Source organism: Flavobacterium sp. ALD4, from assembly GCF_002836475.1.
In the GTDB taxonomy this organism is placed as follows: domain Bacteria; phylum Bacteroidota; class Bacteroidia; order Flavobacteriales; family Flavobacteriaceae; genus Flavobacterium.
On sequence record NZ_PJBJ01000030.1, the window covers coordinates 787029 to 800240 of the forward strand.

Consider the following 13212-nt stretch of genomic DNA (forward strand, 5'->3'; position numbering starts at 1 on the left):
TGAATCTTCGTCTTTTTCATAAAGAGATCGCAATTTATGAAAACTACTGTTTAATTTCTAAGAACAAGCTTTTTAATTTTGGGTTTTCTTTATACGGATAAGACTTGTCCTCAACCATCTGATTAATATAATCAATTCTTTCTCCACTGACAGGATGTGAACTTAAGAATTCGGGAATTGAAATAAACGTCTTATCCTGTAAACGCTTTAATAGATTAGACATTCCCATAGGTTGATTTGGTTTTTATTTAAAATGGCAAAACCTTCTAAATCTGTATTTTTTTTCAAATTCTTTTGAAAAAGAAAGTGACTGCAAACTATTAACAGTAGTCCCCATTATTGCCATGATACCATTAGCCTCGCCTAAAATTGCCAAAACAAATAAATATCCCTACCAGTTTCTACATAATATTTTTTATCCCATGCCTCTGGTTTACGTGAGTCACTTCATGACCCAGCGATCCCACTAACTCATCCTAATTTTTCATAGACTCAATAACACCTGAATAAATAACAACATTTGCGTCAGGAAGCACAAACGCATCTGCGATATCAGAATCATCCATTTTAAAATGCAGCTTTTTAGTATTGCGTAATTTTAGCTCCTTAGCAAATAAATTTAAAGTGTTCGTTTTAGCCGAGTCATCTGAGCTAAAAAACATGTTTTACTCGATAAAGGTTTCCCATAATTTATTGTCTTACTCTTCTGGAATCAACACTACTGATTTTTCAACTATCCACGGAATTACTTACGAGTAAGACAATACTATGAAAACCATAATAGGACAGTAAAAACAGCATCACAAATCTAACATTACCTAATAAATATTTACGTAAATTAATTGTCATCCAAGGACCATAATTTCCGATGGTAATAATTGTAAAGAAAATCCACTTGAAGAAATTTTGAATCAATTCGTTTCTATCCCCCCTATAACCAAAACGAATCCCTCTCCAAGAAATTCTTGACATTCTATAGCGGTAAGAACCGTGAATTGCCAAAGGTAATATGGTAAAAATCCCCGCATAAAATAAAATAGGCACAAGTATTCTTGTTTCGGATAAATCAACAATCACGTAAGCCAATATACTCAGCAGAACAAATAATAAAATGACTTAAAAAAAACCTTTAAACATTTATTTTCCAGTGCCATTAAATGCAAATTCACCTCCTTCTAGCGACGTTTCTCCGTAATGATATTGCAATCTTCTTGCTTTTGCCCAAGGGTAATAAAAACCTAAAGTGCTAATTGTTAAAAGCCAATTGACAGTGATCACTCCAAAAAAGTCACCTCCATTTCCTTGAAATCCCAGCGTATGGCTTTTAGCCTTTGACAATTGTTTTTCCATTTGCGATAACGTTAATTCTTGTTAATATTTTAGGAATATAATTTATTTTTTTAATTCAACCATCTAAATCAATAATTTCTATTTTGCCATTTGTTATATAAATGTTATCAGGTATGGAAAAAGGTTTTTAAACACTATCTTTGTCGTTAATTTAGACAAAATCAATATAACAATGATACAGGTTTCAGATACTGCCAAAAAGAAAATCATCGATTTGATGAAAGAGGACGGTTTTGACGCTACTAAAGACTACGTTAGAGTAGGTGTGAAAAGTGGTGGCTGTTCCGGTCTGTCTTATGATTTAAAATTTGACAAAGCCAAGAGCGAAGACGATAAAATATTCATAGACAATGAAATAACAATTGCAGTGGAGAAAAAATCTTTCCTTTATTTAGCCGGAACAATATTAGAGTTCTCTGGCGGAATAAACGGAAAGGGATTTATTTTCAACAACCCAAATGCAAATAGAACTTGCGGATGTGGAGAGAGTTTCTCTCTTTAAAATTAACAATTTTGAATCCACGATTTAATTTCTATTTAGATAAAATAATAAAATTTAATTTTTCAATTTTTGAATCGTTAAGTTTTTCAATTTAAAAATATGCCAAAATATACAGAAGACGATTTAAAAATCGAACTCGAAACTAAAGAATATAAGTACGGTTTTTATACCGAATTAGAAGCGGACACTTTTCCTATTGGCTTGAACGAAGATATTGTTCGTGCTATTTCGTTGAGAAAAGAGGAACCACAATGGATGACTGACTGGCGTATCGAGTCTTTTCGTGCTTGGCAGGAAATGACAGAGCCAGAATGGGCTAATGTTCATTATGCAAAACCAGACTTTCAGGCGATCTCCTATTATTCAGCACCAAAAGCGGTAGACCCGAATAAAACATTAGACGATGTCGATCCAGAGCTTTTAGAAATGTATAAAAAGTTAGGCATCTCTGTTGATGAGCAAAAGATGATGAATAACGTAGCTATGGATATCGTAGTCGATTCCGTTTCAGTCGCAACGACCTTCAAAAAGTCGTTAGGTGAAAAAGGAATAATCTTTATGAGTATTTCTGAAGCTATTAAAGAACATCCAGAATTAGTTCGTAAATATTTAGGAACAGTCATTCCACAGAAAGACAACTTTTATGCCGCATTGAACTCAGCTGTTTTCTCTGACGGATCGTTCTGTTATATTCCAAAAGGTGTTCGTTGTCCAATGGAACTTTCTACTTATTTTAGAATCAACCAAGCGGGAACAGGACAGTTTGAGAGAACCTTACTAATTGCAGATGAAGGAAGTTACGTAAGTTATCTTGAAGGTTGCACCGCACCGAGTCGTGACGAGAACCAACTGCATGCCGCAGTAGTGGAATTAGTCGCCTTAGACGATGCCGAAATCAAATATTCGACTGTACAAAACTGGTATCCAGGAAACAAAGAAGGTAAAGGTGGAGTTTTCAATTTTGTAACAAAAAGAGGAATCTGTGAGAAAAATGCAAAAATCTCATGGACGCAAGTAGAAACCGGTTCTGCCGTAACTTGGAAGTATCCATCTGTTATACTTAAAGGAGACAATTCAGTTGGAGAATTTTACTCGATTGCTGTTACCAATAATTTTCAACAGGCTGACACCGGAACGAAAATGACTCATTTAGGTAAAAATACCACATCAACTATTATCTCTAAAGGAATTTCTGCTGGACAGTCTCAAAATAGTTATCGTGGTTTAGTGAGAATTTCACCAAATGCAGATAACGCGAGAAACTTTTCGCAATGCGACTCCTTATTAATGGGTAATAACTGTGGAGCACATACTTTCCCTTACATCGAAAGCAAAAATCCATCTGCAAAAATTGAACATGAGGCTACAACGAGTAAAATTGGTGAAGATCAGGTTTTCTATTGCAATCAACGTGGAATTCCAACTGAGAAAGCAATCGCTTTAATCGTAAATGGTTTCAGTAAAGATGTACTGAATAAGTTACCGATGGAGTTTGCTGTGGAAGCGCAGAAACTATTGGAAATATCTCTTGAAGGTTCAGTAGGATAATTTTCCTACTACAAAAAGAGAATCAAATGAATCTTAATACCTTAAAGGGTTTAAACTAAAAAACTAATGTTAAGCATAAAAAATCTACACGCCTCAGTTGGAGGTAAGGAAATATTAAAAGGAATCAATCTAGAAGTAAAAGCAGGAGAAATTCATGCAATAATGGGACCTAACGGTGCCGGAAAAAGTACGCTTGCGTCAATCATTGCTGGAAACGAAACCTATGAAGTAACCGAAGGTGAAATCATTTTAGAAGGAGAAGACCTTCGTGAATTAGCTCCTGAAGAGAGAGCACATAAAGGAGTTTTCCTTTCGTTTCAATATCCGGTAGAAATCCCTGGAGTTTCAGTTACCAATTTCATCAGATCTGCGATTAACGAAACTCGCAAAGCAAACGGTGAAGAAGACATGCCAGCGAACGAAATGTTAAAAGTGATCCGTGAAAAATCAGAATTACTAGAAATCGACAGAAAGTTTTTGTCTCGCTCCCTAAACGAAGGTTTTTCAGGTGGAGAGAAGAAACGTAATGAAATTTTCCAAATGGCTATGTTAGATCCAAAATTGGCAATTCTTGACGAAACTGATTCTGGTTTAGATATTGATGCACTTAGAATTGTTTCTAATGGAGTAAACAAACTAAAAAGCAATAAAAACGCCATCATTGTTATCACGCACTACCAAAGATTACTAGATCATATCGTTCCTGATTTTGTACACGTACTTTACGATGGAAAAATCGTAAAAACAGGCGGTAAAGAATTGGCGCATGAACTAGAAGAAAAAGGATACGACTGGATCAAATTAGAACAAGAAGCATAAATTAGTTAACAGTTTTCAGTTATCCGTTTTCAAAACTTATAACTCATAGCTCACAACTCATAACTAAACAAAATGGATTTAAAAGAAAAATTACTATCGTCTTTTATGGCTTTTGAAGAGCGAATCGATGTTCATTCAGAACTTTATGATGTACGCACCGCAGCCATAAAAAACTTTGAAAATAAGGGATTCCCAACAAAAAAAGACGAAGCCTGGAAATACACTTCGCTAAATGCACTCTTAAAAAATGACTTTACTGTTTTTCCAAAACATGAAAGCTCTGTTGAGTTTAGCCAAGTAAGAAAATATTTTTTACATGAAGTAGACACCTACAAAGTCGTCTTTGTTGACGGTGTTTTCAGTTCGTACTTGTCTTCGACAACGCACGAAGGAATAGATGTTTGTTTAATGTCTTCGGCGTTGAATAAACCCAAGTACAAAATGATTATTGATAACTACTACAATCAAATTGCCAACAAGGAAGAAAGTTTAACTTCGTTGAATACGGCTTTTGCCATCGAAGGGGTCTATGTCAACATACCAAAAAGCAAAGTCGCTGACAAACCTATCGAAATCATGTATTTCTCAACTGGAAGCGAAGCAGCACTAATGGTACAGCCAAGGAATTTGGTAATTGTAGGAGAGAATTCACATGTTCAAATTATTGAACGCCACCAAAGCTTAAATGAGAATCCGGTATTGACTAATTCAGTAACCGAAATTTTTGCTCAAAAACGAGCTATTGTAGATTACTATAAGATTCAAAATGACAAGCTGACTGCAAATTTGATTGACAACACCTATGTGTCTCAAAAGCAAGAAAGCAGCGTTGCAGTGAATACTTTTTCTTTTGGAGGAAACCTAACCAGAAACAACTTGAATTTCTACCATTTTGGAGAAAGAATAGTAAGTTACTTGAATGGAATTACAATTATTGGAGAGAAGCAGCACGTAGACCATTACACTTTGGTGCAGCATGCTACTCCAAATTGTGAAAGTCATCAAGATTATAAAGGAATCTTTTCTGACCGTTCGACCGGTGTTTTCAACGGGAAAATTTACGTAGAAAAAGAGGCCCAAAAAACAAACGCATTCCAAAAAAACAATAATATCTTGTTGAGTGATAAAGCGACTATAAACGCTAAGCCACAACTAGAGATTTTTGCGGATGACGTAAAATGCTCACACGGTTGCACTATTGGACAATTAGACGAAAGCGCTATGTTCTATATGCGTCAACGTGGAATTCCAGAAAAAGAAGCAAAAGCTTTATTAATGTACGCGTTCTCGAATGCCATTATCGAAAGTATCAAAATACCTGAACTGAAGCAAAGAATCACCAAAATTATCGCTAACAAATTAGGCGTTAAAATTGGATTTGATTTGTAACACAATTGAGGACCTAGAATAATTTAACCCTTTCAGAGTTTTGAGCTTTGAAAGGGTTTTTTTTATTTTAGAGCAATCTCCAGCTCCCGACTATCCAGTCTAAAAAATAATTATGGCGTTCCAATAAGGAGTTAAAATAGGATTGGATTTGTATTAAATTCTGAACCACAATCCCCCTGATTATCGGGGTGCAAGGTTTTACGCAAAGGATTAAAAGCTTTGTGAACTTAACGCTTTTCCTTTGTGCTCTTTGCGGTTAGACCTCATTTTAATAAGAAAAACATTCCGGCTAAACCCCTTAGTTCTTCAAACTACCGATCACTCCTTTCAAAAATCCATTAAAATCGAAATCGGGATCTTCTTTTAAGCCCATGCGTACGATAACCAAGTCCAATGATGGAATGATAGCTACCATCTGTCCTTGAAAACCGCTACAATAAAACATATCCCGAGGCGCATCTGGAAACTTACCACCCGCATTTAACCAAAACTGCGCCCCATAAGCACCCTCTGAAGTTGCGGTGGGGGTTGCGACATATTTCACCCAACTCTCCTCTAGAATCTGCTCCCCATTCCAGTTTCCTCTGTGCAAGTACAATAATCCGAATTTTGACCAATCACGCGTCGTTGCCCAACCGTAAGAAGAGCCCACGTAATTACCCGACATATCCGCTTCAATTACCATGGAGTGCATCCCGATTTTATCAATCAACTCCGCATACCAAAAATCTAAATATTCCTGATGTGTTTCGAACTGACTTCTTAAAATATAGGACAGTAAGTTAGTCGTCCCAGAGGAATAGTTCCAATGGGTGTTAGGTACAAAAGCAGCTGTCTTCTCTAATTGTATCCTTCCCATATTCCGAGACTGAAATAACATCGTTGTAGCATCACAAATCGTACTGTAATTCTCTTCCCATTCCAATCCAGAATTCATATGAAGCAAATCGTTTGTGGTAATATTTTTACGTTTATCTTGCTGCCACTCCTCTATTGGAGCTGGTTTGTATATATCATATTTTCCCTTTTTTTCCAGTATTCCAAAAATGGTGGACGTAATGCTTTTGGTCATCGACCAACCCAGAATTTTACTGTCTTTATTAAAACCCATATCGTATTTCTCAGCAATAATTCGGTCCTTGTGTATGACAATAACAGAACGGGTTCTTTTGTCCTTTTTTACTCCAGTATCAAAGGCATTGGCTACTGCCGCATTCAATTTAGCATAATCAACTGAACTAAAAACAGTGTCTTTAGATTCTTGATTCCCGTAAGGAAAAGCTAACCCTGAAATGATTTTAATTCTTTTAGGAACGTTGTACGGGGTAGTCTCATCAAAATCAGCATCTATCAACATAGCTCCCAAACCTTCCCGATAGATCGCTTTTCGTTCTTTCAATCCATAGACAGAAGCTGTCGCAAATTGTCCCTTTTCATCGATGACATTTGTAGCTAAATCTATTAAGTCAATATCATTGTCTCCTTTTTCAATTGTTTCTTTTGCACGCTTATCAATAAAATGTCCTGAAGCAATACTTTTAGCTGAGAAACCCGAAATTAAATCCAATTTGGGATATGTTATAAATCCGTAATAAAACAGACCTACAAAAGAGGCAAAACCAACGAGTTTCAATATTTTTTTCATTAGACAAAATTTTAACGCAATTTAGTAAAATATATCATTTTTGATACTATACGATATCTCTATGAAAGCATAGGAAACAAACATAAAAAAGAGCAATTTAACCCTAAAAACAATTTGTATTTCAGTACTTTTGTAACTATCAATTATTCTAAATAATTATGCTAGACATTCAAAAAATAAGAGCCGATTTTCCCATACTTTCACAAAAAGTTAATGGAAAACCTTTAGTTTATTTCGACAACGGCGCCACATCGCAGAAACCACAAATTGTGATTGATGCTATTTCAAAATACTACCAAGAAATTAATGCCAATATTCATCGCGGCGTGCACACTTTAAGCCAGTTAGCTACTGATGCTTATGAGATTTCGCGGGGTAAAATTCAAAATCACATCAATGCTAAATTTTCTCATGAAGTGCTATTTACTCCTGGAACCACTTTTGGAATTAATTTAGTTGCAAACGGATTTGCCTCTATTTTAAAACCTGGTGATGAAGTATTAATTTCAGCAATGGAGCACCATAGTAATATTGTGCCTTGGCAAATGCTTTGTGAAAGAACAGGTGCGGTACTAAAAGTCATTCCTATGAATCAAGAAGGGGAACTGATCATGGCCGAATACGACAAGTTACTTTCAGAAAAAACTAAAATTGTTGCTATAATCCATATTTCAAATGCACTAGGTACAATCAACCCAATCAAGTATATGATTGATCAAGCGCATACCTATGCAGCAGCTGTTTTAATCGATGGAGCACAAGCTGTTCCCCATTTAAAACCCAATATGCAAGAGTTAGATTGTGATTTTTATGTTTTTTCAGGACATAAAATATGCGGCCCAACGGGTATAGGGATTTTGTACGGGAAAGAATCTTGGCTAAATAAGCTACCTGCTTACCAAGGTGGTGGCGAAATGATTAAAGACGTATCTTTTGAGAAAACTACTTATGCTGGACTGCCTCACAAATTTGAAGCAGGAACGCCGAATGTTGCTGGTGGAATCGTTTTAGGAACTGCCGTCGATTATATGAACGAAGTTGGCTTTGAAAACATTCAAAAACAAGAACTTGAATTGTTAGACTATGGAACCAAGCGCTTATTAGAAATTGAAGGGTTGAAGATTTTTGGTACAGCAAAAGAGAAAACCTCAGTTATTTCATTTAACATTGAAGGCATTCATCCATATGATATTGGCACAATAATTGACAAATTAGGAATAGCGGTTAGAACAGGGCATCATTGCGCGCAACCGATTATGACTTTTTTCGATATTCCGGGAACAATACGAGCTTCTTTTTCTTTTTACAATACCAAAGAAGAAATCGATGTTATGGTTGAAGCGGTGAAAAGAGCAGCACTCATGTTGTCTTAACAATTTAAACGATGAAAATACTATCTTTACTATTATTGACTTTTCTTCTTGGAAAGAGCTGCGAAGGACAAAACAAGCAAGATCTAGAATCTGCCGTTATTGAATACACGGCGACTTCTAGAGGGTTTTACCAGAAAATATCTATTCAAGACCAAATGGTCTTAATTTCAAACGATAGAAGTGGAAACGACAAAGCCGTGGCTACGAAAATAGCTGCGGATGATTGGGAAGAGTTAGTGATTTGTTTCAAGAAAATAGAATTGAACAACCTGCCAACGCTGAAATCACCCACCGAAAAACGTTTTTATGACGGTGCGCCAATTGCTAATTTTAAAATCACGTTTAAAGGCAAAACCTATGAAACACCTAGTTTTGATCATGGTTTTCCACCAAAAGAAGTTACAAGATTAGTAAATAAAATAAATTCATTTGTAAAACAAAAAGATGAAAATTAAAGAAATACAAGACGAAATAGTAGACGAATTCTCCATGTTTGATGATTGGATGGAACGTTATGAATATATCATTCAGCTAGGCAAAAGCCTTCCATTGATCAAAGACGAATTCAAAACCGATAGTAATGTAATAAAAGGCTGCCAGTCAAAAGTATGGTTGCAAGGCGAAAAACACGATCAAAAAATCGTTTTCACCGCAGACAGTGATGCGATTTTGACGAAAGGCATTATCGCGATTTTGATTCGTACTTTTTCAAATCAAACCCCTAAATCTATTCTAGAAGCTGATATGGGTTTTATAGACGCCATTGGTTTAAAGGAACATTTATCACCAACGCGCGCTAACGGACTAGTATCCATGATTAAGAACATCAAAATGTATGCTTTGGCATTCGAATCACAAAACTAAATTATACTTTTTTTCAACCATTTGCTAAATATAAGTACATTTATGTGTAATCTCTTTTTAGGCTAAATGAATAATTTGCTTTCAAATAAGGTTTCAAAAAAAATTGTGACATGTAGAATATCAAGTGGATGACGCGGCTATTAAACTACACACACGTTAAGCCTATAGTATTTTTAGATAGATTATTTTCAATCAGCATTGATTATATCTTTTGATTACGATAAGCTGTCGCTAGAGTCAAACGTGATTTCTTTACTAAAAATCGAATGATTTAAGAGCTACAGGCTGTAGATAATATTGTCTCGATTCATATAACATGATTGATGTCCTGTATAAATCTTCTGGAATCGCTAATGAATCGATAATCGACTTTAAGTTAACAAACATTTTCTACGAAAGATAAAAAACATACGCAGGTAATTATTAACAAGGATTAGATCAAAATAAAAAAATAAGATATGGAACAAGAAATAGACACTAACGCATTAGGAGAGGCAATCGTAAAAAAATTAAAAACAATTTACGACCCTGAAATTCCTGTAGACATTTATGAATTAGGATTAATCTACGATGTAATGGTAAATACCGATTACGAAGTAAAAATTCTGATGACATTGACCTCGCCTAACTGCCCTGTTGCAGAAAGTTTACCACGAGAAGTAGAAGAAAAAGTAAAAACAGTCGAGCATGTAAAAGATGCTGAAGTAGAGATTACTTTTGATCCGCCGTGGAGCAAAGACTTAATGAGTGAAGAAGCAAAATTAGAATTAGGAATGCTTTAAAATAGTTTTCAGTTTTTAGTTTTTTGGTGTTCAGTTAATAACTAATCACTAAAAAACTGAACCCTGAACAATCAATATTTAAAAAATGGACGAAATAATTAATAAAGTCGCGACTAGCAAACTAGAGGTATTCGATTTAGAAGATCATTACCCGAAGGGTGTTCGATCTCAGGTCGACATTTCACAATGGCTCCTAGAAGGTTTTCTTTTGAAAGAAAAAGACTTTAGAGAACACCTGAAAAACCACGATTGGACTCAGTACCAGGGTCAATTTGTCGCTGTCAATTGCAGCACCGATGCAATTGTTCCGGCATGGGCTTCCATATTAGTTACAATTCAACTAGCCCCTTTCGCGAAGAAAATAGTAGACGGAAACATAGATGATTTAAATGCTGCTTTGTATGAAGAATTACTGGCTAAGATTGACTTTTCCGCATATGTTAATAAGTCAATTATTATAAAAGGCTGTTCGCAAAAGCCGGTTCCTACACGTGCCTATGTATTGGCCGCACAGTATTTACAACCCTACGCCCGTAGCATAATGTACGGCGAGGCTTGCTCTGCCGTTCCGTTGTACAAAGCAAAAAAATAGAATGAATTAAAAACACCGAGATATGAAAAAGTCACTACTTTCTATTGTTTTTATTTTGGCTGTACTCGTTGGACATGCTCAGGAAACTCCAAGGGACACGACCAAACTTTGGACAAAAAAAGGAAATCTTTCTTTACTATTTAACCAATCTGCCTACAACAAACAGTGGCTAGGCGGTGGAACATCGAACATAGCTGGGAATTTTGGCATTAACTATGACTTTAACTATAAAAAAGGAGACGTAGTTTGGGATAATAAATTTATTCTTGCTTACGGGTTAAGTAAAATTAAAGGTGATAATAGAACAGCCAAAACAGATGATCGCTTAGAGTTGAATTCTCTTTGGGGTAAAAAAGCAAATAGCGACTGGTACTATTCTATGTTTTTCAATTTTAAAAGTCAGATGGATACCGGCTATGATAAAAACATAGTAAAAATATCTCATTTTTTCTCACCGGCCTATTTCCAGTTGGGGCCAGGTATGCTATGGAAAAAAAGTGATAACCTGAGTGTGAATTTTTCTCCCGCTACGTCAAAGCTGATATTGGTTCATAATCACTTTACTGATTTTGGGCCGTCCTTTGGTGTTTTACAAGGAGACAGCTCCCGATTTGAATTTGGAGCTAGCGTTACAGGTTACTACAAACTCATTATAATGGCGAACGTTTCCATAGAGAACCGTTTGAATTTATATTCTAATTATTTGGATGATCCGCAAAATGTCGATATCGATTACCAGATGAATGTGGTCATGAGAATCAACAAATACCTAACAGCAAATGTCGCTTTGCAAACCATATATGATGACAATTCCGTTCAAGCAGTTCAAGTAAGGGAAATATTTGGGATAGGAGCTAATTATGGCTTCTAAAATTAAAAGCAAATTACAGCGGTTATCACGTAAGAAAAATCCCTTTTGAAAATTATTCAAAAGGGATTTTGTATTTTATAATAAAAAGGCTTAATTAATCGTCCTCATTGTCTTCATCTACTTCTTTCTCTATAGCATCTTTATAATCAGGATATAAAAACTTATTGTAAGGAAAACGCGTAATGTGAATTTGTCTTACCACTTCATAAAGACGTTCTCTTAATTCTTCAAAATTTTCTTTGTTTGTTGCCGAAATAAACAACGCATTTTCCTCTCCTACTCGACCCATCCAAGTGGACTTCCATTCTTTAAGGGTATAGTGTCTTGGTGTTTTTTCAGTCATTAAATCATCCTCATCAATCGTCAAATGGGAATAAGCATCAATTTTATTAAAAACCATAATTACCGGCTTATCACTTGCTTTGATATCCGTTAGCGTTTGATTTACCGAGGCAATATGATCTTCGAATTCAGGATGAGAAATGTCAACTACATGCAACAATAAATCAGCCTCACGAACCTCATCTAGGGTACTCTTAAAAGAATCAACTAGCTGTGTAGGCAATTTTCGAATGAAACCTACCGTATCAGAAAGCAAGAAAGGCAAGTTTTTAATAACTACTTTTCTAACCGTGGTGTCCAAAGTAGCAAAAAGCTTGTTTTCAACAAAAACATCACTTTTCCCGATGGCATTCATTAAGGTTGATTTTCCCACATTGGTATACCCCACCAAAGCCACACGAACCATAGCCCCGCGATTACCACGTTGCGTGCCCATTTGCTTGTCAATCGCTTTGATTTTATCTTTCAATAAGGAAATTCTATCACGTACAATACGTCTGTCGGTTTCAATTTCTGTTTCCCCAGGTCCACGCATTCCAATTCCCCCCTTTTGACGTTCCAAGTGAGTCCACATTCCGGAAAGCCTAGGTAGCAAGTATTGGCATTGTGCCAACTCTACTTGGGTTCTGGCATAGGAGGTCTCCGCTCTTTGCGCAAATATATCTAGGATAAGATGTGTCCTGTCGAGAATTTTGCATTCCACTATAACTTTAGAAATATTTTTTTGCTGCGAAGGAGTTAATTCATCATCAAAAATCAATGTTGAAATTTCATTCTCTTTTACATACTGATGTATTTCTTCAATTTTCCCTGTCCCTACAAATGTTTTGGGATTTGGTCGTTCCATTTTTTGTGAAAAACGTTTGACTACTTGTCCACCTGCTGTAAAGGTTAGAAACTCTAATTCGTCAAGATATTCTTTGAGCTTCTCTTCACTTTGATTTTGAGTTACAATCCCAACAATGGCTGTTTTTTCGAAATTTAATACTTCTTTTTCTAACATAATCTTTGAGTAAGATACAAATTTAAGGATTTATGGGCTACTTTCAGAATATATGTCTTCCTAAAAAACGAAAGATTTAAAAAATTATACTTTTTCTAGTGTATCAGAAATAAATGCAGTTACGCTCAGTCG

The 13212-nt window shown here is 35.6% G+C and carries 13 protein-coding genes and 1 pseudogene; 10 read left to right on the plus strand and 4 right to left on the minus strand.

Translation table 11 applies throughout. The features are described from left to right. Positions 1–476 precede the first annotated feature (476 nt). Both CXF59_RS12145 and CXF59_RS15455 read right to left on the minus strand, forming a co-directional pair. Positions 477–662 carry a hypothetical protein gene (locus CXF59_RS12145; protein ID WP_101138022.1) on the minus strand — a complete coding sequence of 62 codons (186 nt, stop codon included), beginning with the start codon at positions 660–662 and terminating at the stop codon, positions 477–479. 67 nt (positions 663–729) lie between these two features. Then, positions 730–1350 (minus strand): annotated as a pseudogene (locus tag CXF59_RS15455) (DUF898 family protein). A 172-nt stretch (positions 1351–1522) separates the two neighbouring features. Here CXF59_RS15455 and CXF59_RS12160 point away from each other — a divergent pair. From CXF59_RS12160 to sufD, 4 genes are all read left to right on the plus strand, one after another. Continuing rightward, positions 1523–1852 carry an iron-sulfur cluster assembly accessory protein gene (locus tag CXF59_RS12160; protein WP_101138025.1) on the plus strand — a complete coding sequence of 110 codons (330 nt, stop codon included), beginning with the start codon at positions 1523–1525 and terminating at the stop codon, positions 1850–1852. A 99-nt stretch (positions 1853–1951) separates the two neighbouring features. Next, positions 1952–3400 (plus strand): Fe-S cluster assembly protein SufB, encoded by a 1449-nt coding sequence (gene sufB, locus CXF59_RS12165; protein WP_101138026.1) that lies wholly within the window; start codon positions 1952–1954, stop codon positions 3398–3400. Between the two features lie 66 nt (positions 3401–3466). Continuing rightward, on the plus strand, positions 3467–4219 hold the full coding sequence (gene sufC / locus CXF59_RS12170; RefSeq protein ID WP_101138027.1) for a Fe-S cluster assembly ATPase SufC: 753 nt from the start codon (positions 3467–3469) through the stop codon (positions 4217–4219). Positions 4220–4291: 72 nt separating this feature from the next. Beyond that, positions 4292–5608 carry a Fe-S cluster assembly protein SufD gene (gene sufD, locus CXF59_RS12175; protein ID WP_101138028.1) on the plus strand — a complete coding sequence of 439 codons (1317 nt, stop codon included), beginning with the start codon at positions 4292–4294 and terminating at the stop codon, positions 5606–5608. Positions 5609–5906: 298 nt separating this feature from the next. Here the strand turns inward: sufD and CXF59_RS12180 are convergent, their stop codons facing one another. Beyond that, positions 5907–7253, minus strand: coding sequence for a serine hydrolase (locus CXF59_RS12180; RefSeq protein WP_101138029.1), 1347 nt, complete (start codon positions 7251–7253; stop codon positions 5907–5909). 158 nt (positions 7254–7411) lie between these two features. On the opposite strand from CXF59_RS12180, the gene CXF59_RS12185 reads away from it, so the two are divergent. The 6 genes from CXF59_RS12185 to CXF59_RS12210 all read left to right on the plus strand — a co-directional run bounded on the left by CXF59_RS12185 (position 7412) and on the right by CXF59_RS12210 (position 11735). Then, complete coding sequence (locus tag CXF59_RS12185) at positions 7412–8626, plus strand: aminotransferase class V-fold PLP-dependent enzyme (protein WP_101138030.1); 1215 nt, start codon at positions 7412–7414, stop codon at positions 8624–8626. Positions 8627–8637: 11 nt separating this feature from the next. Continuing rightward, positions 8638–9081 carry a hypothetical protein gene (locus CXF59_RS12190; RefSeq protein WP_101138031.1) on the plus strand — a complete coding sequence of 148 codons (444 nt, stop codon included), beginning with the start codon at positions 8638–8640 and terminating at the stop codon, positions 9079–9081. Then, entirely contained in the window at positions 9071–9490 is a 420-nt protein-coding gene (locus CXF59_RS12195) for a SufE family protein (protein WP_101138032.1), read from the plus strand. Before CXF59_RS12190 ends, CXF59_RS12195 begins: the two co-directional genes overlap by 11 nt. Before the next feature lie 458 nt (positions 9491–9948). After that, the gene (locus CXF59_RS12200) at positions 9949–10272 is read left to right on the plus strand and encodes an SUF system Fe-S cluster assembly protein (RefSeq protein WP_101138033.1); all 324 of its coding nucleotides are present in this window, start codon (positions 9949–9951) and stop codon (positions 10270–10272) included. Between the two features lie 85 nt (positions 10273–10357). After that, positions 10358–10864 carry a DUF2480 family protein gene (locus CXF59_RS12205; protein WP_101138034.1) on the plus strand — a complete coding sequence of 169 codons (507 nt, stop codon included), beginning with the start codon at positions 10358–10360 and terminating at the stop codon, positions 10862–10864. Between the two features lie 22 nt (positions 10865–10886). Further along, positions 10887–11735 (plus strand): DUF3078 domain-containing protein, encoded by an 849-nt coding sequence (locus CXF59_RS12210; RefSeq protein ID WP_101138035.1) that lies wholly within the window; start codon positions 10887–10889, stop codon positions 11733–11735. 94 nt (positions 11736–11829) lie between these two features. On the opposite strand, the gene hflX is transcribed toward CXF59_RS12210, so the two are convergent. Next, a complete protein-coding gene (hflX, locus tag CXF59_RS12215) occupies positions 11830–13080 on the minus strand; it encodes a GTPase HflX (protein ID WP_101138036.1) in 1251 nt (416 codons plus the stop codon). Between the last annotated feature and the right edge of the window lie 132 nt (positions 13081–13212).